Origin of the sequence: Streptomyces sp. NPDC047315, from assembly GCF_040643215.1 — a bacterium.
GTDB lineage: Bacteria > Actinomycetota > Actinomycetes > Streptomycetales > Streptomycetaceae > Streptomyces.
This window is the reverse complement of record NZ_JBEYTZ010000037.1, coordinates 46,386-69,851: the sequence shown is the minus strand read 5'-3', so window position 1 is coordinate 69,851 and position 23,466 is coordinate 46,386. Positions and strand designations below refer to the sequence as shown.

At 73.5% G+C, this 23,466-nt stretch carries 21 protein-coding genes and 1 riboswitch; of the genes, 13 read left to right on the top strand and 8 right to left on the bottom strand.

The genetic code is table 11. The features are described 5' to 3' along the window. Positions 1–303 precede the first annotated feature (303 nt). Positions 304–1,140, top strand: a complete 837-nt coding sequence (locus tag ABZ842_RS32540; protein ID WP_361545058.1) for a hypothetical protein — start codon at positions 304–306, stop codon at positions 1,138–1,140. Between the two features lie 142 nt (positions 1,141–1,282). Next, positions 1,283–2,302 (top strand): LLM class F420-dependent oxidoreductase, encoded by a 1,020-nt coding sequence (locus ABZ842_RS32535; RefSeq protein WP_361545055.1) that lies wholly within the window; start codon positions 1,283–1,285, stop codon positions 2,300–2,302. A 384-nt stretch (positions 2,303–2,686) separates the two neighbouring features. On the opposite strand, the gene ABZ842_RS32530 is transcribed toward ABZ842_RS32535, so the two are convergent. From ABZ842_RS32530 to ABZ842_RS32520, 3 genes are all read right to left on the bottom strand, one after another. After that, positions 2,687–3,760 carry a prenyltransferase gene (locus ABZ842_RS32530; RefSeq protein WP_361545052.1) on the bottom strand — a complete coding sequence of 358 codons (1,074 nt, stop codon included), beginning with the start codon at positions 3,758–3,760 and terminating at the stop codon, positions 2,687–2,689. Then, positions 3,757–4,488: a class I SAM-dependent methyltransferase gene (locus ABZ842_RS32525; protein ID WP_361545049.1), complete on the bottom strand. Its 732-nt coding sequence runs from the start codon at positions 4,486–4,488 to the stop codon at positions 3,757–3,759. Before ABZ842_RS32525 ends, ABZ842_RS32530 begins: the two co-directional genes overlap by 4 nt. A gap of 212 nt (positions 4,489–4,700) precedes the next feature. Then, the gene (locus ABZ842_RS32520; protein ID WP_361545046.1) at positions 4,701–6,056 is read right to left on the bottom strand and encodes a glycosyltransferase family 4 protein; all 1,356 of its coding nucleotides are present in this window, start codon (positions 6,054–6,056) and stop codon (positions 4,701–4,703) included. Positions 6,057–6,494: 438 nt separating this feature from the next. On the opposite strand from ABZ842_RS32520, the gene ABZ842_RS32515 reads away from it, so the two are divergent. After that, the gene (locus ABZ842_RS32515) at positions 6,495–7,106 is read left to right on the top strand and encodes a TetR family transcriptional regulator (RefSeq protein ID WP_361545100.1); all 612 of its coding nucleotides are present in this window, start codon (positions 6,495–6,497) and stop codon (positions 7,104–7,106) included. Between the two features lie 425 nt (positions 7,107–7,531). Here the strand turns inward: ABZ842_RS32515 and ABZ842_RS32510 are convergent, their stop codons facing one another. Both ABZ842_RS32510 and ABZ842_RS32505 read right to left on the bottom strand, forming a co-directional pair. After that, positions 7,532–7,765 (bottom strand): ferredoxin, encoded by a 234-nt coding sequence (locus ABZ842_RS32510; protein ID WP_361545043.1) that lies wholly within the window; start codon positions 7,763–7,765, stop codon positions 7,532–7,534. Beyond that, positions 7,765–9,228 carry an aldehyde dehydrogenase gene (locus ABZ842_RS32505; RefSeq protein WP_361545040.1) on the bottom strand — a complete coding sequence of 488 codons (1,464 nt, stop codon included), beginning with the start codon at positions 9,226–9,228 and terminating at the stop codon, positions 7,765–7,767. The genes ABZ842_RS32510 and ABZ842_RS32505 overlap by 1 nt, the downstream gene beginning before the upstream one ends. 247 nt (positions 9,229–9,475) lie before the next feature. On the opposite strand from ABZ842_RS32505, the gene ABZ842_RS32500 reads away from it, so the two are divergent. From ABZ842_RS32500 to ABZ842_RS32490, 3 genes are all read left to right on the top strand, one after another. Then, on the top strand, positions 9,476–9,784 hold the full coding sequence (locus ABZ842_RS32500) for a hypothetical protein (RefSeq protein ID WP_361545037.1): 309 nt from the start codon (positions 9,476–9,478) through the stop codon (positions 9,782–9,784). An 85-nt stretch (positions 9,785–9,869) separates the two neighbouring features. Further along, positions 9,870–10,523 (top strand): histone deacetylase, encoded by a 654-nt coding sequence (locus ABZ842_RS32495; RefSeq protein ID WP_361545097.1) that lies wholly within the window; start codon positions 9,870–9,872, stop codon positions 10,521–10,523. Between the two features lie 131 nt (positions 10,524–10,654). Further along, complete coding sequence (locus tag ABZ842_RS32490; protein WP_361545034.1) at positions 10,655–11,701, top strand: MBL fold metallo-hydrolase; 1,047 nt, start codon at positions 10,655–10,657, stop codon at positions 11,699–11,701. A 291-nt stretch (positions 11,702–11,992) separates the two neighbouring features. On the opposite strand, the gene ABZ842_RS32485 is transcribed toward ABZ842_RS32490, so the two are convergent. After that, entirely contained in the window at positions 11,993–12,388 is a 396-nt protein-coding gene (locus tag ABZ842_RS32485) for a RidA family protein (protein WP_361545031.1), read from the bottom strand. A gap of 98 nt (positions 12,389–12,486) precedes the next feature. Here ABZ842_RS32485 and ABZ842_RS32480 point away from each other — a divergent pair, with 98 nt between their 5' ends. The 6 genes from ABZ842_RS32480 (at position 12,487) to ABZ842_RS32455 (ending at position 19,504) form a co-directional block, all read left to right on the top strand. After that, positions 12,487–13,530: a WYL domain-containing protein gene (locus tag ABZ842_RS32480; RefSeq protein WP_361545028.1), complete on the top strand. Its 1,044-nt coding sequence runs from the start codon at positions 12,487–12,489 to the stop codon at positions 13,528–13,530. Between the two features lie 111 nt (positions 13,531–13,641). Next, positions 13,642–13,715: riboswitch (cobalamin riboswitch) on the top strand. A 159-nt stretch (positions 13,716–13,874) separates the two neighbouring features. Then, positions 13,875–15,128, top strand: coding sequence for a prenyltransferase/squalene oxidase repeat-containing protein (locus ABZ842_RS32475; protein ID WP_361545025.1), 1,254 nt, complete (start codon positions 13,875–13,877; stop codon positions 15,126–15,128). Further along, positions 15,125–15,835, top strand: a complete 711-nt coding sequence (locus tag ABZ842_RS32470; RefSeq protein WP_361545022.1) for an SCO2322 family protein — start codon at positions 15,125–15,127, stop codon at positions 15,833–15,835. The genes ABZ842_RS32475 and ABZ842_RS32470 overlap by 4 nt, the downstream gene beginning before the upstream one ends. Continuing rightward, positions 15,835–17,046: a CbiQ family ECF transporter T component gene (locus ABZ842_RS32465; protein ID WP_361545019.1), complete on the top strand. Its 1,212-nt coding sequence runs from the start codon at positions 15,835–15,837 to the stop codon at positions 17,044–17,046. The genes ABZ842_RS32470 and ABZ842_RS32465 overlap by 1 nt, the downstream gene beginning before the upstream one ends. Continuing rightward, positions 17,043–18,638: an ATP-binding cassette domain-containing protein gene (locus ABZ842_RS32460; protein WP_361545017.1), complete on the top strand. Its 1,596-nt coding sequence runs from the start codon at positions 17,043–17,045 to the stop codon at positions 18,636–18,638. Before ABZ842_RS32465 ends, ABZ842_RS32460 begins: the two co-directional genes overlap by 4 nt. Then, complete coding sequence (locus ABZ842_RS32455; protein WP_361545014.1) at positions 18,602–19,504, top strand: ECF transporter S component; 903 nt, start codon at positions 18,602–18,604, stop codon at positions 19,502–19,504. Before ABZ842_RS32460 ends, ABZ842_RS32455 begins: the two co-directional genes overlap by 37 nt. 22 nt (positions 19,505–19,526) lie before the next feature. On the opposite strand, the gene ABZ842_RS32450 is transcribed toward ABZ842_RS32455, so the two are convergent. Together ABZ842_RS32450 and ABZ842_RS32445 are read right to left on the bottom strand one after the other, a co-directional pair. Continuing rightward, on the bottom strand, positions 19,527–20,495 hold the full coding sequence (locus ABZ842_RS32450; protein ID WP_361545011.1) for a hypothetical protein: 969 nt from the start codon (positions 20,493–20,495) through the stop codon (positions 19,527–19,529). Positions 20,496–20,645: 150 nt separating this feature from the next. Next, entirely contained in the window at positions 20,646–21,815 is a 1,170-nt protein-coding gene (locus ABZ842_RS32445; RefSeq protein ID WP_361545008.1) for a steroid 3-ketoacyl-CoA thiolase, read from the bottom strand. A gap of 242 nt (positions 21,816–22,057) precedes the next feature. Here ABZ842_RS32445 and ABZ842_RS32440 point away from each other — a divergent pair, with 242 nt between their 5' ends. Beyond that, positions 22,058–23,305 (top strand): cytochrome P450, encoded by a 1,248-nt coding sequence (locus tag ABZ842_RS32440; RefSeq protein WP_361545005.1) that lies wholly within the window; start codon positions 22,058–22,060, stop codon positions 23,303–23,305. The last annotated feature ends 161 nt before the right edge of the window (positions 23,306–23,466 follow it).

Below are 23,466 nucleotides of genomic sequence, written 5' to 3'. Positions count from 1 at the left end.
GCGCGCTCCCGTCCCCGTCGATTCACGAACAGGCGTCCGAAGGCCGCCCGGCACGGTGATTCCCGACGAATCCCCCGGAACAAGATCCCGATCTGATTCCGATCAGGTTTCCATCGGGTCCATTTCCCCCGTGCGCCGGGGGTGACTGAGCGCACCCGGCAGACGACACGAACGGTCAGACGATAGATTCACTCCTACGACGGGGAGTCACCCCCGAACTCCCCGCCGCACACACTGCCGCACCCCGGCGGCGGCTACCACCCCCGATGAGACGACCCGAGACAACCGACGAAGGATTCATACGTGAACATCCGCTCCCTCACTAGAGGCGATAGCGTGGTGATCGGAGCAGCGGTGGTGCTGTTCATCGCCTCGTTCCTCGACACGTTCGACTGCACCGGCAGCGGCTGTGACGACGTGCCGACCGCCTGGGACAACGGGTCCCTGCTCCTCGGGGTCTATCTCGCGGGCATCATCGGCGCCCTGCTGATCGTGCTGTCGCACGTGCTCCCCCGCGCGCCCCGGGTCCTCGGGATCGAGTTGGGCCACATCGGCGTCATCGCGACGGTCTTCGCCGCGTGGACCGGGCTCGGCATGATCTTCGACCCGGCGGGCTCGCTGGAAATGGGCGAGTTCAGCCCGGACGCCGGTACGGGCCTGATCCTCGGCTTCATCGCCACGCTGGTGCTCGCCGCCGGCGCGATCTGCGGCCAGGTCGTGCCCGCGTTCAAGGCTCCGCTGCTCGGTGCGCCGCGACCGGCCGCGCCGGCGACCCCGTACGGCGGCCAGCCGCAGGGCGGCTACGGCTACCCGGGCGCCCAGCAGCCCCCGTTCGGTGCACAGCAGGCCGGGCCGCCGTCGTTCGGCGGTCCGCAGCCGGCGCAGCCCGGCCCGGCCGTGGCGCCGCAGGCCGGCGGAGCCCCGGCGGCCGGTGGCGCGCCGGAGTTCGCGCCGTTCTGGTTCGCGGTGCCGGTGGCGCGTCCGCTGTACGGGGAGGACGGCTCGCCGACCCCGATCGCCGAACTCGCCCCGGGCACCTGGTACCTGGCGGTCGAGCAGCGCGGCCAGAGCCTGGTCGCGCAGACGCAGGACGGCCGCAGGGGCGTCCTCCAGGACACCTCGGGCATCCAGCGCGGCTGATCCGTCGACCGCCGGTCCGCTTCCGCTGCGGCCCTCCACCCCTTCCGGGTGGGGGGCCGCTGCCCTATCCTGACGCCTCGTCAGATTTACTGCGGGCCCTCGGCGGACCGTGCGTACGTCGGAAGGGACGGGTGGTGCGACCGTGCGACTGGGACTCGCCCTCGGCTATTGGGGCCGCGGCCCCGACCCGTCCCACCTGGCGCTGGCCCAGGAGGCGGAGCGGCTGGGCTACGACTCGGTGTGGACGTCGGAAGCCTGGGGCTCCGACGCCTTCACCCCGCTGACCTGGATCGCCGCGCACACCTCGCGGATCCGGTTGGGCACCGCGATCGCCCAGATGTCCGCGCGCACCCCGACCGCGACGGCGATGCACGCGCTCACCCTCGACCACCTCTCCGGCGGCCGGATGATGCTGGGCCTCGGACTGTCCGGCCCCCAGGTGGTGGAGGGTTGGTACGGCCGCCCCTTCCCCGCGAGTCCGCTGGCGGCGACGCGGGAGTACGTCGACGTCGTCCGCCAGGTGCTGCGGCGCCGGGCACCGGTCGCGCTCGACGGACGCTTCCACGCCCTGCCGTACGACGGCGCCGACGGCACGGGCCTCGGCCGCCCCCTCAAGCCCATCACGCACCCGCTCCGTTCGGACCTGCCGGTGCTCCTCGGCGCTGAGGGGCCGAAGAACGTGGCGCAGACGATGCGGATCGCGGACGGCTGGCTGCCGTTGTACTGGTCGCCGCTGCGGGACGACGCGTACGCGGCGGCACTCGCCGAACTCCCCGTAGGCCCGGCGGGCTTCGTGGTCGCACCGCTGGTGCGCGCCCACGTCTGCGACGACGTCGCGGAGGGGTTGCGTCCGGTGAAGGCGATGCTCGGCTTCTACGTCGGCGGCATGGGGCACGCCACCCGCAACTTCCACGCGGACTTGATGGCCCGCATGGGGTACGAGGCGGAGGCTCGGCGCGTGCAGGCGCTCTTCGCGGAGGGCCGCCGCGAGGAGGCGGTGCGGGCGGTCCCGGACGCCTTCGCCGACGAGATCTCCCTCGTCGGTCCGAGGTCCCGCATAGCCGACCGCCTCCACGCCTGGCGCCGGGGCCCCGTGACGGACCTCCTCATCACGTCCCCGGACGAGCAGACGCTGAGGGTGCTGGCGGAGTTGGTCTTGTAGGGGTCGGGGAGTCGGGGGAGGTGCCCGCCGCGCCCCGGTGGGCCTTGCTCACGTAGTTCCGCCCCCTGTGCCGTGGGCCACGGGGGCACCCCAGCGCCCCTGGGCTCCCTCGCCGTAGCCCTTCGGGCCGTCTGGTCCCTGCGGGCACATCGTGGTTGCTCGCGCAGTTCCCCGCGCCCCTGATTCGCTGCCCCGGCACTTGCCTGCGGGCTGGAGGCGGAGGTTTTTAGGGGCGCTGGGGGTCCCCCAGGCCCTCTGGGGCCGAGGGGGCGGAACTGCGCGAACAACCACAGCGGACCTGTGGAGACCAGACGGCCCGCAGGGCTACGGCGCGGATGTCAGCCCGCACAACGCAACGCGCACAGCGCAGCGTCCCGGCCCCGGCTACCGGACGCCGCAGCAGTCCGGCGGCAGGCCCGTCGGGAGGCGGTCGGGCGCGAAGACCGTGCACGTCGGCTCGTCGCCGCCGAGCGCCGCGACCGCCAGCAGCAGGGAGCCCGCCGTCCACGTCGTGCGTTCGCGCGGCCAGATCGCGTCGTCGTCGAAGACGTAGCCCGTCCAGTACATGCCGCCGTCGGCGCGCAGATGGGTGATGGACTTGAGGACGTCGAGCGCGCGGTCGGACTCCCCCGCGGCCCACAGCGCGAGGGCCAACTCGCAGCTCTCGCCGCCCGTCACCCACGGGTTCGGCGAGACGCAGCGCACCCCGAGGCCGGGGACCACGAAGTCGTCCCAGCGTTCGGCGATGCGCGCCTTCGCCGCCGCGCCCGTGACCGCGCCGGCGAGGACGGGGTAGTACCAGTCCATGGAGTAGCGGGACTTGTCGAGGAAGCGTTCGGGGTGGTGGCGTATCGCGTGGGCGAGGGCGCCGGTGGCGAGTTCCCAGTCGGGCTGGGGCTCATCGCGCTCCGCCGCGATCGCCAGGGCGCAGCGCAGGGCCTGGTGGATCGAGGAGGAGCCGGTGAGCAGGGCGTCGGTGACGGGGGTGCCGTCGGGCTCCCGCTTCCAGCCGATCTGGCCGCCCGGCTGTTGCAGTTCCAGCACGAAGGCGATCGCGGCGCGCACCACGGGCCACATCCGGTCGAGGAAGGACTCGTCGCCGGTGGCCAGGTAGTGGTGCCAGACGCCGACGGCGACGTACGCGGTGAAGTTCGTCTCGGCGCCGCGGTCCGTGGGGCGGTCGGCGTCGCCGTCGTCGTACGCGGCGTACCAGGAGCCGTCGACCCGCTGGTGGGTGCGCAGCCAGTCGTACGCCCGGGCCGCGGCCCCGTGTTCACCGGCCGCGTCCAGCGCCATCGCGGCCTCGGTGTGGTCCCAGGGGTCGAGGTGGTGGCCGCGGAACCACGGGATGGCGCCGTCCGCGCGCTGCTCGGCGCGTATCCCGGCGACGGTCTGCGCCGCCTCGGCCTCGGTGAGCACGCCCGGCAGGACCAGGCGTTCGGTGCGCGGGGTGGTCACGGCTGCGTCCGGGACAGCTGGGGCTTGGTCGCGTACGCCACGAAGCTCTTGCCGATGACCGGGTTCAGCGCCTGCTCGGCGAGGCGCGTGGCCAGCGGCTTCTTCATGATGTCCCAGACGAGCAGTTTGTGGTACGCGCGGACCGGCAGGGCCCGGTCGTTGTCGACGCCGAAGGCGCACTTGAGCCACCAGTAGGGGCTGTGCAGGCCGTGGGCGTGGTGGGTGCCGTACGGGACGAGGCCGGCCTCCGCCAGCTTCGCCAGCAGCTCGTCGGCCTTGTAGATGCGGATGTGTCCGCCCTCGACCTCGTGGTACGCGTCGCTGAGCGTCCAGCAGACCTTCTCGGGGCCGTACCGGGGGACGGTGACCGCGATGCGACCGCCCGGCTTGAGCACCCGCACCATCTCGGCGAGCACGCCCTTGTCGTCAGGGATGTGCTCCATCACCTCGGAGATGATGACGACGTCGAAGGACTCGTCGGGGAAGGGGAGGTTGAGCGCGTCGCCCTCCAGCGCGGTGGCGGTGGCGCCCTCGGGGGCCTCGCCGGCCTCCTTCATCGCGGCGAACCACTTGGCGACCTCGCGGATCTCCTCGCCGTTGCGGTCGAGCGCGACGACCCGGGCGCCGCGCCGGTAGCACTCGAAGGCGTGCCGGCCGGCGCCGCAGCCCAGGTCCAGGACGCGGTCGCCCGCGGCGAGCGGGAAGCGGGAGAAGTCGACGGTCAGCACGCGTTCCTGCTTTCACGGTGGGGGTGGTTCGGGGTGGACGGGAAGGTCGTCACCGGGTCGCCTCCGTCGCCTGCGTTGTCTGCGTTGTCTGCGTTGTCTGTGTCGTCGGCGTCGTCTGTGTCGTCTGTGTCGTCGGCGTCGTCGGCGTCGTCACAGGGGCGATCGGGCGGACACCGGTTCCGTTCGGGCGGTCGCCCTGGGCGCCTCGGTCGTCACCGCTTCGCCGCCCGGGCGACCGCCGCGTAGTACAGCTCCGCCGTCCCCTGCGCGGCCCGGGCCCAGGTGAATCGTTCCAGCACGCGTTGCCGGCCCGCCTCGCCCAACCGGGCCCGCAGGTCAGGATCGTCGAGAAGCCGTCCGAGCGCCGCGGCGAGCGCGCCCGCGTCCCCGGGCGGGACCGCGAGGCACGTCTCGCCGTCGGGTCCTGCGACTTCGGGGATGGCCCCGCCGGTGGTGGCGACCAGCGGCGTCCCGGTGGCCATCGCCTCCGCCGCGGGCAGCGAGAACCCCTCGTAAAGCGACGGCACGCAGGCGATCTGCGCGCCGCGCACCAGGTCGACCAGTTCCGCGTCGGAGATGCCCTTGACGAACTCGACCGCGCCGCCCAGCCCGTACCGTTCGATCGCCCGGGCGACGGGGCCGTCCTCGGCGCGCTTGCCGACGACGACGAGATGGGCGCCGGGGTGCTCGGTGCGGAGCTTGGCGAGCGCCTCCACCAGGTGGATGAGGCCCTTGAGCGGGACGTCGGCGCTGGAGGTGGTGACGATACGGCCGGGGACCTCGGGGACTGCGGGGTCGGGCGCGAAGAGTCCGGTGTCGGCGCCGATGTGGACGACGTGGATGCGGTCGGGGCGCACGCCGAGGTCGTCCACGATCTCCTGGCGGGAGGAGCCGGAGACGGTGAGCACGGACGGGAGGCGGCGGGCCACCCGCCGCTGCATCCGGGTGAAGCCGTACCAGCGGCGTACGGAGTGGCGCCGCTGCCAGCCGTCCGCCGCCGCCAGGTCCAGGCGCCGGTCGACGGTGATGGGGTGGTGGACGGTGGTGACCAGGGGCGCGCCGACGTCACCCAAGAGCCCGTACCCGAGGGTCTGGTTGTCGTGCACGACGTCGAACTCGCCGCGGCGGGCGCGCAGATGGCGCCGGGCGCGCAGGGAGAAGGTCAGCGGCTCGGGGAAGCCGCCGGTCCACATGGTGGCGACTTCGAGGGCGTCGACCCAGTCGCGGTACTCCTCGCGGCGCGGGGTCCGGAAGGGGTCCGGGCTGCGGTAGAGGTCGAGGCTGGGCAGCTCGGTGAGGGGGACGCCGTCGTCGAGCACGGGGTAGGGCTGGGCGCCGATCACCTCGACCTGGTGGCCCAGGCGGGCGAGTTCGCGCGAGAGGTGGCGTACGTACACGCCCTGGCCGCCGCAGAAGGGGTTGCCCTTGTACGTGAGGAGCGCGATGCGCAACGGCCGGTCCGGGGCGCCGGCTTCGACGGGCGCGGCTGCCGCGGGGGTGACCGGTCCGGTGCCCTGCGGCCGGGGCTCGGGGTCACGGGGACCGGCTTCGATGGCCTCAGCGGTCACTCACGGCCCCCTTCTCCCCATACGTTTCGCCGGAGCGTAACCGCTCGCGCTAATCTAGAACAAGTTTCAGACTTGGTGGCTCAAGGAGCTTCGAATCTACCCGCAGGTAGCTCCGGTGTGACGGCCGGATCAGGTGATTCGCGCCACCACGGGGGACGGACAGGAACGGGGACGACGGGGACTATGACAGCCGAAGCCCAGCCGGCACGGCAGGCGTCCGGAGCGCAGTCCGGAGCGCAGTCCGGAGCGCGATCCGATGCGCGATCCGGTGCGCGTTCCGAAGCACAGCCCGGCGCACGGTCTGGAACACAGCCCGGTGCACGGTCCGGCGCGCGGTCCGGACCCGGTGCGCGAGCGGGTGCGGGGGCACGGGCGGGCGCGGGGGCCGGGCGTCCCGATCCGGCGCGGCGCCCCGGTCAGGTCCCGGGCGCACCGCCCCTGACGGAGCGCCAGGAGGCCCGCCGCCGCCGCATCCTGCACGCCAGTGCGCAACTCGCCGGCCGCGGCGGCTTCGACGCGGTGCAGATGCGGGAGGTCGCCGAGGCCGCCGAGGTCGCCCTCGGCACCCTGTACCGCTACTTCCCCTCCAAGATCCATCTGCTCGTCGCCACCATGCAGGACCAGCTCCAGCACCTGCACGCGACCCTGCGCAAGCGCCCCCCGGGCGGGGCGGACGCCGCCGAGCGGGTGGCCGAGACGCTGATGCGGGCCTTCCGCGCGCTCCAGCGGGAGCCGCACCTCGCGGACGCGATGGTGCGGGCGCTGACCTTCGCGGACCGCAGCGTCAGCCCCGAGGTGGACACGGTGTCCCGGCAGACGACGGCGATCATCCTGGACGCGATGGGGCTCGAAGACCCCACGCCCGAGCAGCTGTCGGCGGTGCGGGTGATCGAGCACACCTGGCACTCGGCGCTGATCACCTGGCTGTCGGGGCGGGCGTCGATCGCCCAGGTGAAGATCGACATCGAGACGGTGTGCCGACTGATCGACGTGGTGGACGACCCGGGAGGCGTGGGCGCGGAGCCCGCGCGCAGGACGCGACGCCTGTGACACCCGCCGTACAGGAGCCCCGCCCACCGGCTTCGACGTCTCCGCGGCGCACTCGCCGAGCCGGCTGGGCGCACTAGGGGGTGTCTTCAAGGTCCCGCGCACGTTCCTGCGTCTCTGGACGTAGCCGGCGTTTCCCTGCGGGAGCGTTGGTCTCCCCCGGCTGGTGGTGGGCTTGTCGCGCAGTTCCTCGCGCCCCTAAACACCTCCACCTCCAGCCCGCAGGCGAATGACGGGGGAAGCGAGTAGGGGCGCTGGGGTCCCCCCACGCCCTCTGGGCGTAGGGGGCGGAACTGCGCGAACGGCCGCAGACGCCACACCGCAGCACGCCGCACGGCGAAACCGCGCCAGCCAAGGCGCGGCACTGCCGCACGGGACCTCGCGGGACTTTGCGGACACGACCTGGGCTCGCTCTCCTCACTGCGCTCTCACTCCTCCGGCGGGAAGACCGGCTCGCCGCTGCCCAGCAGGGTGATCGCGATCGCCTCCACCGGACAGCCCTCCGCCGCCGCCAACACCGGCTCGCTCGCGTCCGTCTCCGAGTCCTTGGGGTGCGACTGCCGGGCCGAGTCGAGCACGAAGCCGTCGGGCGCCAGGCCCGCGCACATCCCGGAGCCGATGCACACGCCCCGGTCGACCTCGACGTGCCAGCGGTCGCCCATCAGCCCTCGCCCCCGTGCCCCGCCGGCAGGTGGATCATCTTGTGCTCCAGGTACGCGGCGTACCCCTCAGGACCGAACTCGCGCCCGATGCCGGAGTTCTTGTAGCCGCCGAAGGGTCCGTACATGTCCAGGCTGAAGGTGTTGACGTTGTACGTGCCCGTCCGCACCCGCCGCGCGAAGTCGATGCCGCGCTCCACGTCCGCCGTCCACACGCTGCCGCTGAGCCCGTAGTCGGAGTCGTTGGCGATCTTCTCCGCCTCGTCCTCGTCCCCGTAGGGCAGCAGACAGACCACCGGTCCGAAGATCTCCTCGCGGGCCACCCGCATGGAGTTGTCGACGTCGCCGAGCAGGGTGGGCTCCACGTACCAGCCCCGCTCCAGGCCCGCGGGGCGACCGCCGCCGAAGAGGACCTTGGCGCCCTCCTCCCGGCCGCTGCGCACGTAGTCGAACGAGCGCCGCTGCTGGCGCTCGGCCACCAGCGGGCCGACCTGGGTGGCGGCGTCGAGCGGGTCCCCCACCACCAGCGCGGCGGCGGCTGCGGCCAGCGCGTCGGCGACCTCGTCGTAGCGGCTGCGCGGCGCGAGCACCCGCGTCTGGGCCACGCACGCCTGCCCGTTGTTCATCCACGCGGCCGGGACGATGCCGGCGATGGTGGACTCCAGGTCGGCGTCCGGCAGGATCACCGCGGCCGACTTCCCGCCGAGTTCGAGGGTGACGCGGGTCAGGTTGCGGGCGGCGACCTCCATGACGCGCTTGCCGGCCGCGACCGAGCCCGTGAAGGACACCTTGTCCACGTCGGGGTGGCCCACCAGGTACTCGCTGACCTCCCGGTCCGCCGGCAGGATCGACAGCACGCCTTCCGGCAGCCCGGCCTGCTGCGCCATCTCGGCCAGGACGTACGCGTCCAGCGGCGTCTCGGGCGACGGCTTGAGCACCACGGTGCAGCCGGCGAGCAGGGCGGGGCCGAGCTTGGCCGCGGTGGTGAACTGGGGGACGTTCCACGGCACCACGGCGGCGACGACCCCGACCGGCTCGCGCCGTACGAGGATGGGCCCCAACGCGCCCGCGCGCGGCTCCTCGTGCTCGAAGTCCCGGGCGACCGCGATCGCCGAGTCCCACGTCATCATCGCGCCGAGCGCCTGCGCGAACACGCTCCACGAGTACGGGGAACCGTTCTGGGAGCTGATCAGCCGGGCCAACTCGTCGTGGCGCGCGGCAACCGCGTCCTTGATCCGGGCGACGACCTCGATCCGCTCCGCCAGGGTCATCCGGGGCCAGGGCCCCTCGTCGAAGGCCCGGCGGGCGGCGGCCACGGCGCGGTCCACGTCCGCGCGCGAGGCGTGCGGGACGCGCCCGATGACCTGCTCGGTGTGGGGGGAGACGACCTCGATCGCTTCGGTGCCCGCGGGGTCGGTCCACTCACCGCCGATGAAGAGCTTCCGGTGTTCCACGAGCTCGGTCATGGCCGCTGCCTCCTGTGGCGCTGGGCGGTATCTGACGCTACCTCAGAACTGATACCAGTTCTAGTTGGAGTACGCCAGAGCCGGTACCGAATCCGCTCTCACCAGCGGGTTTCCACTGCGGATGCGGTCGGCTCCGGTGCCGCCGCGGTCCGTGCCGACGCGGAGCGCACCGGCGCGGGTTCCGATTGCGCGGACCTTGCGGGCGACGGAAGATGGCGGTGCACCCTCATGATTGCGAGGAGGGGCCGTGAGCGACGAAAACCTCGACGGGGGCCTGCCCGGCGGAGCGCCGGCACAGGTCCCGTGCAACCTCGGACCGTGTCCCACCTGCAGCTCGGAGCGACAGCAGTCGAGCCCCTGCACGCTCTTGCTGGGGCACGACGGTGACCACGTGTGCGCCTTCCAGGACGCCTGGTCGCAGGCCAGCGCCTCCGACGTACCCATACCGAAGCCGCCTCCGGTGCCGAAGTGCCGGATGGTGTGCCCGCAGGACAACACCACGTGCATGCTGGTGCTGGGGCACGACGGAGCCCACCAGTGCGGGCACAGCTTCTGACGGACGCCCCTGATGGACGCGGAGGCTGCGCCGGCCGGCGGAAGAAGGTGAGTTGGCCACCCCTGAGCGTCCTGTCCCCATCCCCATGGTCGCGGACCGCTCCACCACCACACGCCCCCGCCTGGTCTGGTACGCGTCGTACGGATCGAACACCGACCCGCAGCGGCTGCACCACTACATCGCCGGAGGCCGTCCGCCGGGCGCGGCGCGCGGGCACCCGGGGTGTCGGGACCGCACGCCGCCCCGGGCGTCCGTCCCCCTCGAACTGCCCGGCGCCCTGTACTTCGCGACCTGGTCGGAGCTCTGGTCCGGCGGCCGGGCCTTCCATGATCCCGACGCCCCGGGCACCACCTGGGCGCACGCACACCTGGTCACGGCCGAGCAGTTCGACGACATCGCCGCGCAGGAGATGTACCGGACGCCGGGCAGCGGCCCCGAGTTGGACCTGGGCGCGGCGATCGCCCTCGGGCGGGTGGCGACCGGACCCGGGCGTTACGAGACGCTGGTGCACCCGGGGTACGTCGCGGGACTGCCCGTACTGACGTTCACGGCGCCGTGGCACCTGGGGGATGTGCCCACGGTGAGTCCGTCCGCGGCCTATCTCAGACACCTGGCGCTCGGTCTGCGCACCGCGGACGCCTGGGACGCGACGGCCGTCGCCCGCTACTTGGCGGGCGCGCCGGGGGCGGCGCCCTGGACCGCGGAGGAGGTCGCCGAGCTGTTGGCGGAGCCCGGCTGAGCAAGGACGCCGAGCCAGGACGGATCGCCGACAGCATCTGACGTTCCGTCAGTTCTCGCTCTATAGTGACGGCTGATCCATCCCGCGCGGCGCCGTTCGCGTGCGGCGGCGGCGAGCCGAGGGGGCGTGGCATGTCACAGGTGATCGACCACGGCGGGGGCGTCTGGTCCGTCGAAGTCCCCATCCCCGACAACCCCCTCGGCCACACCCTCGTCCACCTCGTCGACACCGACCGCGGCCCCGTACTCGTCGACACCGGTTGGGACGACCCCGCGTCCTGGGCCGCGCTCGTGACCGGCCTGGGCGCCGTGGGCGTCGCCGTCGCCGACGTCCACGGCGTCGTGATCACCCACCACCACCCGGACCACCACGGGCTGTCCGGCCGGGTGCGGGAGGCGTCCGGCGCGTGGATCGCGATGCACCCCGCGGACACGGCGGTCGTCCGCCGCTCGCGCAGCTCCGAGCCGGCGGACTGGCTCGGCTACCTCGCCGACAAGCTCGAACGCGCCGGTGCGCCCGCGGAGCACACCGCACCCCTGCGGGCGGCGCGGGCCGCGGGCCGGACGCGCACGCTGCCGGGCCTGGGGGCGGCGCTGCCGGACCGGGAGATCGTGCCGGACGAGCTGCTGCCGCTGGCCGGCCGCCGGCTGCGCGCGATCTGGACGCCGGGGCACACGCCCGGGCACGTCTGCCTCCACCTGGAGGAGGCCCACCCGGCGAACCTGCCGGGCCGCGGGCGGCTGTTCTCCGGGGATCACCTGCTGCCGGGCATCACGCCGCACATCGGGCTGTACGAGGACCCCGACGCGGGCGACGGCGACGGCTCCGCGCTCGACCCGCTCGGCGACTACCTCGCCTCGCTGGAGCGCGTCGGGAAGCTGGCCCCGGCCGAGGTGCTGCCCGCGCACCAACACGCCTTCACCACGGCGGGCGCGCGGGTGCGGGAGCTGCTGGCCCACCACGAGCAGCGGCTGCGCCATCTGTTGGCGCTGCTGACGGTGGCGCGGACGCCGTGGGAGGCGGCGGAGCGGATGGAGTGGAACCGTCCGTGGGCGGAGATCCCGCATGCGTCGCGCACGATCGCGGTCTCGGAGGCGGAGTCCCACCTGCGACGCCTGGTGACCCGGGGCGAAGCAGCCCCCCTGGGCCCCGCACCAACGCGCTACGTCGCACTGTGAGCCCCCGCGCCACCCGCGCCCCTCGACGCCACCGCCGCGCCTCTGCGGGCCCATTGGCCACCGCGGCCCGGTGGTGGGCTGATCGCGCAGTTCCGCCCCCTACGCCCGAAGGGCGTGGTGGTACCCCCAGCCCCCAAACACCCTGCCCTCAGCCCGCAGACGGATGACGGGGGAAGCGAATCAGGGGCGCGGGGAACTGCGCGACAAGGCACAGACGGGCCGCAGACGCCATCGCCGCACACACGCCACGGCGGCACCGCGGCACGCCGCACCGCAGGGAGCGTGGAGGGGCTACGCGACCGCGGTTGCCTCCAGTTCGACCAGCTGGCCGGGGACGGCCAGCCGGGTCACGCCGAGCATCGTGGTCGCCGGCGCCACACCCGCCGCGGCGAGGCGGGACACCAGGACCCCGTAGTGCGGGAAGAGGAGGTCGACGTCCGTCGTGTAGACGTTGAGGCGGACGACGTTCGCCAGGGACATGTCCGCCCCGGCGAGCACGGCCTCGACGTTGTCGACGCTCAGGGACAGCTGCGCCGCCATGTCGCCGTCGTGTTGGGGCTCGCCGGCCGCGTCCGTCGCGGTCTGGCCCGACACGTACAGGGTCCGGGTGTGGCCGGAGACGACCTCGCCCTGGTTGAAGCCCAACGCCGTCGACCACGCCACCGGGTTGACCGCGGTTCGTTCCATTGCCACAACAGCTCGATTCGTTCGATGCCTTCGGGTACGCACACGAGCCTCCCGGCAAAACACGACACCCTTCGTCATGTATTCGGTACGGTGCCCGCATGCGCGCCGATCGGCTGGTCTCGCTGGTGCTCCTGCTGCGTCAGCGCGGTCGGCTGACCGCGGACGTGCTCGCGCGCGAGCTGGAGGTGTCCACCCGGACCGTGCTGCGGGACATCGAGGCGCTGTCCGCGGCCGGGGTCCCGGTGTACGCGGAACGGGGACGGCACGGCGGCTTCGCGCTCCTGCCCGGGTTCCGGACCGAGCTCACCGGGCTGAACCACGACGAGGCCCTGGCGCTGCTGGCCGCCGCGTCGGGCCGCGGTGAGCAGGTGTTCGGGCTCGGCTCGGCGCTCGCGTCGGCCATGCGGAAGGTGGTCGACGCGCTGCCCGAGGGGCACCGGGTCACCGCGAGCGACGCGGCGCAGCGCCTTCTCGTCGAGCCGGAGAGCGATCTGCTCTCCCGCCGGCTGGTTGCCGACGAGGTGCCCGGCGCCGCGATGGTCGAGGTGCGGCGCGCGGTGCTCGCCGGGCGCAAGCTGCGCATCCACTACGCGGCGGCGGGCGGGTCGCCGCGGTGGCGCACGGTGGACCCGATCGGTCTGGTCACCGTGCGCGGGCAGGGCTATCTGCTGGCCACGAGGTCCGGCGCGGACCGCACCTACCGGCTGTCGCGGGTGCTGGCCGCCGAAGGGCTGTCCGAGGCGGCGGTACGACCGGGCCGGGTCGACCTGGACCGGATCTGGCGGGAGCGCTCCGCGCAGTTCCTCTCCGGCAGCGACCACGTCACCGCGCTGGTGCGGGTGGCCCCGGCGCGGCGGGAGGAGCTGGTGGACAGCGCGCTGGCCGTACGCGCGGAAGAGCCGGAGGATTCCGAGGCACCGGAGGAGTCCGAAGCACCAGAGGAGGAGCCGGGCGCGGGCGGCTGGCTGCGGCTGGAGGTGACCTTCCAGGACGCGCGTCACGCGGAATGGGCGCTCTGGCAGCTCGGCACGGACGCGGAGGTCCTGGCCCCGCAGTCGTTGCGCGCCCGGCTGCGCGACCGTGCCGCCGAGATCGTCGCCCGTTACGCAAACACAAACCCAGACGCAGACCCGTCGCGCTGACCAGCGCAGGCCATCGCACCGCCACCCGACCCGGCCCCGGCGCCGCAGGGGCGCGGCAAGGGCGTCCGCGGGGCGTCGGTAAGGTAGGTGGGTCGTATCACGCCCGTACGGGGGGAAGCCGGTGGAAATCCGGCGCTGACCCGCAACCGTGAGCCCCGGCCGTCCGGGGCGCAGCCGGAACGCCCCGTACGCGGCCGTGACCGCTCAAGCCGTCGGCACCCCGCCGGCGGTCGGCGCCGTCGAGGAAAGCGGGCCGGAGCCCGGTGCGTCGCCGTATCCGCGCCCCTGCCCCGCACCCCACGAGCGCCCCGCAGGGAACCCGCAGGGAAGAGGCAGCACCCGTCATGACCACCGTTCGCCGCGGCACCACCGCGCTCGCCCTCTCCGCGGCGCTCGGCGCCGCCGCCCTGCTCGGCGCCCCCGCGGCGCACGCCGCCCCGGCGACCGCGCCGGCCGCGTCCCCCTCCCCCGCCCCGCTGCCCTCGGGGCTCTTCGGCACCGCCGACCCGGCGTACGACGGCGTCTGGCGGCAGTCGCTGGCGCTGCTGGCGCAGGACGCCGCGGGGCTGAAGCCGGCCGCGAAGGCGGTGGACTGGCTGACGGGCCAGCAGTGCGCGGACGGCGCGTTCTCCGCGTACCGCGCGGACGTCTCCGCCGACTGCGCCGCCAAGCTGCCCCGGGACTCGAACGCGACCGCCGCCGCCGTCCAGGCCCTGACCGCCACCGGCGGCCAGGACAAGACGGTGACCAAGGCGGTGGGCTGGCTGAAGTCCGTGCAGAACGAGGACGGCGGCTGGAGCTACAACCCGGGCGGCGCCAGCGACGCGAACTCCACCTCGGTGGTGATCGGTGCCCTGGCCGCGGCCGGTGAGCAGCCGCAGTCCGTGCGGTCGAAGGGCGGCAAGTCGCCGTACGACGCCCTGCTGACGTTCGCGCAGCCCTGCGGCGGCAAGGACGGCGGCGCGTTCGTCTACCAGCCGGGGCAGCCCGGCGTCGTCGCCGACTCGACCGCCGCCGCCGTGCTCGCCGCCCAGGGCAAGGGCCTGGTGACCAAGCCGGGCGCCGCCCACGCCGGGGCCACGACCTGCGCGAAGGCCACGGACCTGAAGGGCGCGGCCCACAACGGCGCCGCGTACCTCGCGGGCGCGCTCGCCAAGACCGGGCACCTGCTCGCCCCGCCGATGCCGGGCGCCGAGGACACCGCCCCGAAGCCGGACTTCGGCAACACCGCGGACGCGGTCGTCGCGCTCTCCGCCCAGGGCCTGGCCGAGCCGGCGAAGAACTCCCTGACCTGGCTGCAGAAGAACGCACCGGCCTGGGCCAAGGAGTCCGGACCTGCCGCGTACGCACAGCTGATCCTCGCCGCGCACGCCACCGGCGCGGACTCGAAGGACTTCGGCGGCACCGACCTGGTGGCCGGGCTGAACGCGACCGGCCCGGCCCCGCAGAGCGCCGACTCCGACGCGTCGAAGAAGCAGGACGAGAAGAAGGACGAGAAGGACGGCGGGGCCGGCACGTGGTGGATCGTCGGTGCCTTCTTCGCGGCGAGCGTCGGCGCGGGCATCCTGTTCAGCGGCCGACGCAAGTCCCAGTCGTGACCCGCACCCGAACCCGGCCCCTCGCCGCCGCCTTCACCGCCGTCCTCGCGCTGTTCGGCGCCGCGCTGCTGGTCGTGCTCGCCGGCGCCGCCCCCGCGCAGGCGGCCGGCTACCGCTACTGGTCCTTCTGGCAGGCCGACGGTGCGACGTGGACGTACGCCACCGAGGGCCCGGCCACCGCCCGCCCCGCCGACGGCGCGGTCCACGGCTTCCGCTTCGCGGTCAGCCAGGACTCGGCCGACGCGACGCAGCCGCGCCCCGCACCCGACTTCGCCGCGGTCTGCGGCAGCACGCCCGCGGAGGCCGGGAAGAAACGCGTCGCCCTGGTCATCGACCCCGGGACGACGACGGACGCCCCCTCCGGCGAGACTCCGCCGGCCCAGCGCACCGCCTGCGCCCGGGTCGCCGGTGACGCGACGACCGCGGAGGCCCTGGCCCAGGTGGCGAAGCCGCTGCGGTACGACGGGAACGCGCTGCTCTGCGCGATCTCCGGCTACCCCGCGAAGGGCTGCGGCGAGCAGGTCTCGAACACCAAGAAGGACACCGAGAACGAGACCGGGCAGGACGCCAAGGAGGAGCCGGCGAGCGCCGGGAAGACGCAGGAGGGCTCCGACGGCGGGCCGTCGCTCGGCACCGTCGCCGGCCTCGCGGTCTTCCTCGTCCTGGGCGCCGCCACGTTCTGGCAGATCCGCCGCCGACGCCCCTGATGGCCGCCCGCCCCCTCCCCGCCACCGACGCCGCTCCCCCGGCCCCGGCCCCGTCCGCCTGGGTTCGGTGGCGGGCGCCCGAGGCGAACCGTTCCAACGCGGTGCACCCGGGCGCCTGGTGGCTGTGGGCCGTCGGGCTGGCCGCCGCCGCGTCCCGCACCACCAACCCGTGGCTCCTCGGGCTGATCGTCGCCGTCGCCGGCTACGTCGTCGCGGCCCGCCGCACCGACGCCCCCTGGGCCCGCGCGTACGTCGCCTTCCTCAAGCTGGGCCTGCTGGTGCTGGCGATCAGGGTGCTGTTCTCCGTCCTCCTCGGCGCCCCGATCCCCGGGACGCACCTGCTGGTGACGCTGCCGGAAGTGCCGCTGCCGGAGTGGGCGAAGGGCATCCGGATCGGCGGTCGGGTGTACGCGGAACAGTTGGTGTTCGCGCTCTACCAGGGCGCGAAGCTGGCGACGCTGCTGATCTGCGTGGGCGCGGCGAACGCGCTCGCGAACCCGGCCCGGCTGCTGAAGTCGCTGCCAGGAGCCCTGTACGAGGCGGGCGTGGCCGTCGTCGTCGCCATGACCTTCGCGCCGAACCTGGTCGCCGACGTGGCCCGGCTGCGCACGGCCCGTCGGCTGCGCGGCCGGCGCACGGGCGGGCTGCGGGCGATGACGCAGATCGGGCTGCCGGTGCTGGAGGGCGCTCTGGAGCGTTCGATCGCGGTGGCGGCGTCGATGGACGCTCGCGGCTACGGCCGCACCGCTGAGGTGCCGCGCGCCGTGCGGCACACGACCACCGCGCTGACCCTCGGCGGGCTGCTCGGGGTGTGCGCCGGCACGTACGCCCTGCTCGCCGCCGAAGGCGGGACGTACGGGCTGCCGCTGCTGGCCGCCGGGGTCGCCGCCGCCGTCGGCGGGCTGCGGCTCGGCGGCCGGCGCACCGTGCGCACCCGCTACCGGCCCGACCGGTTCGGGGCGCGGTCCTGGCTGATCGCCGGATCGGGCGCGGCCGTGGGCGGGCTGCTGGCGTGTGCCGCGAACGCCTCCCCCGGGGCGCTGGAGCCCGGGGTCCTGCCCCTGGTCGCGCCGACCCTGCCGGTGTGGCCGGCGCTGGCGGTGCTGATCGGGTTGCTGCCGGCGTTCGTCGCCCCCGTACCCCGCCGTCCGGTCGCCCCCGCGCCCCGCAGCCAGGCTCCCGCGCCCCGCATCCCGAAGGAACAGTCGTGATCCGGTTCGAGAACGTGTCCGTCACCTACGACGGGGCCGCGGCGCCCACGATCGAAGGGGTGGACCTGACCGTCCCGGAGGGCGAGTTGGTGCTGCTCGTCGGCCCGTCCGGGGTCGGCAAGTCGACATTGCTCGGTACGGTCTCCGGTCTGGTGCCGCACTTCACCGGCGGGGCGCTGGGCGGTCGCGTCACGGTCGACGGCCGGGACACCCGCACGCACCGGCCGCGGGAGCTCGCCGACGTCGTCGGCACCGTGGGCCAGGACCCGCTGGCGCACTTCGTCACCGACACCCTCGAGGACGAGTTGGCTTACGGCATGGAGTCGTTGGGCGTCGCGCCGGACGTGATGCGCCGCCGCGTCGAGGAGACCCTTGACCTGCTGGGCCTCGCGGACCTGCGGGAGCGGCCGATCGCGACGCTGTCGGGCGGCCAGCAGCAGCGGGTGGCGATCGGTTCGGTGCTGGCCGCGCACCCCAAGGTGCTGGTGCTCGACGAGCCGACGTCGGCGCTGGATCCGGCGGCGGCAGAGGAGGTGCTCGCGGTGTTGCAGCGGCTCGTCCACGACCTGGGGACGACCGTGCTGATGGCCGAGCACCGGCTGGAGCGGGTGGTGCAGTACGCGGACCAGGTCGTCCTGCTGCCGGCGCCGGGCCGCCCGCCCGTGCTGGGCGCGCCGGACGAGGTGATGGCGATCTCTCCGGTCCGCCCGCCGGTGGTGGCGCTGGGCCGGCTGGCCGGCTGGGACCCGCTGCCGCTGTCCGTACGCGACGCCCGACGGCGGGCGGCCGGGCTGCGGGAACGGCTCGGGGACCCGGTGTCGGTGCCCGCGCCCGCGGCCGGCGAGCCGCTGGCCGAGGTCACCGGGCTCCGGGTGCTCCGCGGGCGCACCGAGGCGCTGCGGCGGGTGGACCTGACGGTGGCGGCCGGGGAGACGGTGGCGCTGATGGGCCGCAACGGCGCCGGGAAGTCCACGCTGCTGGCGGCGCTCACCGGCCTGGTGCCGCCCGCGGCGGGCTCGGTCTCCGTCGGCGGCGCCGCACCGCACCGGGTGCGCCCCCGCGACCTGGTGCGCCGCGTCGGTCTCGTACCGCAGGACCCCCGGGACCTGCTGTACGCGGAGACCGTGGCCGCGGAGTGCGCGGCGGCGGACCAGGACGCGGGCGCGGCGCCGGGCTCCTGTCGGGCGCTGGTGGCCGAGTTGCTGCCGGGCGTGGCGGGCGACACGCACCCGCGCGATCTGTCGGAGGGGCAGCGGTTGGCGCTGGCGCTGGCGGTGGTGCTGACCGCGCGGCCCCCGCTGATCCTGCTCGACGAGCCGACGCGGGGGCTCGACTACGCGGCGAAGGCCCGGCTGGTCGGCGTGCTCAAGGGGCTCGCCACCGACGGTCACGCCATCGTGCTCGCCACGCACGACGTGGAACTCGCGGCGGACCTGGCGCACCGGGTGGTGATCCTCGCGGAGGGCGAGGTCGTCGCGGACGGCCCCACCCCGGAGGTCGTGGTGGCGTCCCCCGCGTTCGCTCCGCAGGTCAGCAAGGTGTTGGCGCCGCTGCGATGGCTGACGGTGGCCCAGGTGGAGGCGGCGCTGTGAGCCCGGTGAGCGGCAAGGCTCTTCGTGGTGGAGCCGCCCGTCCGGTCCGGCTGGGGCCGCGCTCGGTGGTGGCCCTCGGGCTGGTGAGCGCGATCGGTCTGGCCTTCTTCGGCTGGCCGCTGCTCGCCGACGAGCGCTCCGAGGTCGTCGCCCACGCCCAGGACGCGCCCTGGCTCTTCGCCCTGCTGCTGCCGCTGCTGGTGGGGGTCGTCGTGGCGACGGTCGCCGACACCGGGATGGGTGCGAAGGCGGTGGCGATGCTGGGGGTGCTGGCCGCGGTGGGCGCCGCGATGCGCCCGCTCGGCGCGGGCACGGCCGGCCTGGAGCCGATGTTCTTCCTGATGGTGCTCGCCGGCCGGGTGCTGGGGCCGGGCTTCGGCTTCGTCCTCGGCTCGGTGACGATGTTCGCGTCCGCGCTGCTGACGGGCGGGGTGGGCCCGTGGATGCCGTTCCAGATGCTGGCGATGGGCTGGTTCGCGATGGGCGCGGGCCTGTTGCCGGGGTCGGAGCGGATCCGCGGGCGCGCGGAGGCGCTTTTGTTGGCGGCGTACGGCGCGGTCGCCGCGTTCGGCTACGGCACGGTGATGAACCTCCAGGGCTGGACGATCATCCCGGGGATGGCGTCCAGCATCTCCTTCCAGCCCGGCGATCCGCTCCTGGACAACCTGGTGCGGTTCTTCGCGTACGTGACGGCGACGTCACTGGGCTGGGACCTGGGCCGCGCGATCCTCACGGTGGCCCTGACGCTGACGGTGGGCCCGGCGGTGCTACGGGTGCTGCGACGGGCTACGCGCAGGGCGTCGTTCGACGCGGCCGTACGGTTCGAGGCGGCCGAGCCGGGCGGGCGACCGGACGGCACGGCGTAGGCCGGTCCGACGCGGTCCGGGGTCACATCTCGCGGGGAAGCTCTACGGGCGCTCCGCCGCCGAAGCCCTCGCCGCCTCCGCCACCACCGTCTCCGCCACCACCGCCGTCCCCTCCACCACCGCCGTCTCCGCCACCACCGCCGTCCCCTCCACCACCGCCGTCTCCACCGCCACCGCCGTCTCCACCGCCACCATTCCCACCACCGCTATCCCCGCCGTTCCCACCGTCCCCGCTATCCCCGCCGTCCCCGCTATCCCCGCCGTTCCCTCCGTTCCCGCTGTCTCCACCATCCCCGCTATCTCCCCCGTTCCCCCCGTTCCCGCTGTCTCCACCATCCCCGCTATCTCCCCCGTTCCCCCCGTTCCCGCTGTCTCCACCATCCCCGCTGTCTCCGCCATCCCCACCGTCCGTACCTCCGCTCCCTCCGCCGGAACCGGTTCCCTTGATGTCCGACGAGCTCTCCCGGACGACGTTCCCGCCGGAGTCGACGACCTCGGTGTGGGAGGTTCCGTCGCCGGCCGCGTCTGTGGTCTGGGTGGTCAGCGTCCGCTCTCCCGTCGTCGGGTCGAGCGTGGACTCGCTGAAGGTCCTGTTGCCGTCGGCGTCCGTCCCCTCAGCCCGTCGCTCGTCCTCAAGGACGTTGCCGGAGCTGTCGGTTCGCTCGGTGTTCTCCAGGTGCGACGTCGCACCCGTGTCCTTGTTCACGGTGTCGGTGGTGCTCGACGTCGTGCTCTCCCCGGTCTGCGGATCGTTGAACACGTTGTTCTCGTCCGTGGTTTCAACCGGGTGGCCGTCGGCGTCGGTCGTTGTGGTGTTCGTCATGGTCCGTTCACGGATGAGGGCCCCGGTCGCGTCGTCCGTGATGACCATGTGCTGGCGCACGATCGACCCGTCCTGCCGGGTCACCGTTTCGGTGACCTTCGTCTGCCCCTGGCTCCTCTGCGTGTCAACGGTCGTGACGGTTCCGTCGGGGTTCTGCGTGGTCGTCATGGCGTCGCCTCCGCGGTGCTCACGGACGCACGCGCAACGGCCCTCCGGGAAAGAGTCGGACGCACCCGCCCGTTCGAGTCCCCCTCCCAGGCTATGCCCGGTGCGCCGACGGCGCGCGGCGCCGAGCCCCGCGCCGTCCCGCGGGCGCGGTCACACCCGTTGGATGATCGTCGCCGTCGCCAGCGCGCCGCCCGCGCACATCACCACCAGCGCCACTTCCCCGCCCCGCCGCTCCAACTCGTGCAGCGCCGTCGTGATCAGGCGCGCCCCCGTCGCGCCCACCGGGTGGCCCAGCGCGATCGCTCCCCCGTTCACGTTCACCTTCTCCAGGTCCTGGCCGAAGACCTGCGCCCAGCTCAGCACCACGGACGCGAACGCCTCGTTGACCTCCACCAGGTCGATGTCCTTGAGGGACATCCCCGCCTTCCCGAGCACCGCGCGCGTCGCGTCGATCGGGCCGTCGAGGTGGAAGCGGGGGTCCGCGCCGACGAGGGCCTGGGCGAGGACGCGGGCCCGCGGCTTGAGCTTCAGCGCGCGGGCCATCCGGCGCGACGCCCACATGATCGCCGCCGCGCCGTCGGAGATCTGCGAGCAGTTGCCCGCGGTGTGGACCGCCGTCGGCATCACGGGCTTGAGGGCGCCCAGCGCCTCCATGCTGGTGTCGCGCAGCCCCTCGTCGCGGTCGACGAGCCGCCACATGCCCTGGCCGGCGGCCTGCTCGTCCTCCGTGGTGGGCACCTGGACCGCGAACGTCTCGCGCTTGAAGCGCTCTTCGGCCCACGCGGTCGCGGCGCGCTCCTGGGACAGCAGCCCGAGCGAGTCGACGCGCTCGCGGCTCAGGTCGCGGCGGCGGGCTATCCGCTCGGCCGCCTCGAACTGGTTGGGGAGGTCGACGTTCCACTCGTCGGGGACGGGCTTGCCCGGGCCGTTCTTGGACGCGCTGCCCAGCGGCACCCGGGACATCGCCTCCACGCCGCAGCTGATGCCGACGTCGATGACGCCCGCGGAGATCATGTTGGCGACCATGTGGGACGCCTGCTGGGACGAGCCGCACTGACAGTTCACCGTCGTCGCCGCCGTCTCGTACGGCAGCCCCATCGCCAGCCAGGCGGTGCGCGTGGGGTTCATGGACTGCTCGCCGGCCTGGGTCACCGCGCCGCCGACGACCTGTTCGACGCAGTCGGGTTGGATGCCGGTACGGCCGAGGAGTTCCCGGTAGGTCTCCCCCAGCAGGTACGCGGGGTGCAGATTGGCGAGGGCGCCCCCGCGCTTGCCGATGGGGGTGCGTACGGCTTCGACGATGACGGGTTCGGCGGCCATGACTCGTCCTCTCCTTGAACTGCGCGGGCGGGCGTCCCGGCCCCGGCGCTCCGCAGGAGAACTAGTACGCGTTCTAGTTCCACCGTCAGTCTGATGAGAGTTACCGTCAGTACGCAAGGGTCTTGCACACCCTTGCCGCACGCACTGCGCGCAACGGATCCGGCCGCGCCCCTTGCCACTTGTAGAACTCGTTACTAACTTTCGGTCGAATCTGATGGGTCATCAGAGAACCGGAGTTGCCGATGTCCTGCCCCCGCCATCTGACGACGGAGGGGTTCGACCCCACCGACCCCGACCTGTTGCAATCCCGAGTGCCGCTCCCCGAGTTCGCCCGGCTGCGCGAGACCGCACCGGTGTCGTGGTGCCCGCAGCGGCGGGGCGCGTCCGGCTACGACGACGAGGGCTACTGGGCGGTGACCCGGCACGCGGACGTCAAGTACGTCTCGACCCAGCCCGAGTTGTTCTCGTCCTGGACCAACACCGCGATCATCCGCTTCGACGAGTCCATCGAGCGCGACCAGATCGACGTACAGCGGCTGATCATGCTGAACATGGACCCGCCCGAGCACACCCGGGTGCGGCAGATCGTGCAGCGCGGCTTCACTCCCCGCGCCGTCAACTCGCTGCGGGACGCGCTGCGCGAGCGGGCGTTGAAGATCGTCGCCGAGGCGGCCGAGCGGTCCCGGGCCGAGGGCTCGTTCGACTTCGTCTCCGACATCGCGGTGGAACTGCCGCTCCAGGCCATCGCCGAGCTGATCGGCGTCCCCCAGGAGGACCGGGCCAAGATCTTCGACTGGTCCAACACCATGGCCGGTTACCACGATCCGGAGTACGCGGTCACGAAGGAGGCGGGCGTCGAGGCGTCCATGGACTTCCTGGCGTACTCGATGAACCTCGCCGCCGCCCGCAAGGAGTGTCCGGCCAAGGACATCGTGACCCAACTCGTCGCGGCGGAGGACCTGGGCAACTTGTCGAACGACGAGTTCGGCTTCTTCGTCATCCTGCTCGCGGTCGCCGGCAACGAGACGACGCGCAACGCGATCACGCACGGGATGCACGCCCTGCTCACCCACCCCGAGCAGTGGGAGCGGTACAAGAGCGAGCGCCCGCCGACCGCGGCGGAGGAGATCGTGCGCTGGGCCACGCCCGTGGTCGCCTTCCAGCGCACCGCGACGCAGGACCTGGTCCTCGGCGGCCAGGAGGTCAAGAAGGGCGACCGGGTGGGGATGTTCTACGCGTCCGCCAACAACGACCCCGAGGTCTTCACCGACCCCGAGACCTTCGACGTCGGCCGCGACCCCAACCCCCACCTCGGCTTCGGGGGCGGCGGCCCGCACTTCTGCCTCGGCAAGTCGCTGGCGGTGATGGAGATCGACCTGATCTTCAACGCGATCGCGGACGCCCTCCCCGACCTGCGGCTCGTCGGCGAGCCGCGCCGACTGCGCTCGGCGTGGCTCAACGGCGTCAAGGAGCTGAGGGTTACGGCGTAGCGATCCGGCGGCTCCGCTCGCGCAAGCCGCCGCACGGCGAAACCGCGCCAGCCAAGGCGCGGCACTGCCGCACGGGACCTCGCGGGACTGACCGAGGACGGCTCGATCGGTGCAGGGCATCGGCTGAAGGTCGACTCCACTGAAGCGCCCGAAGCGCACGC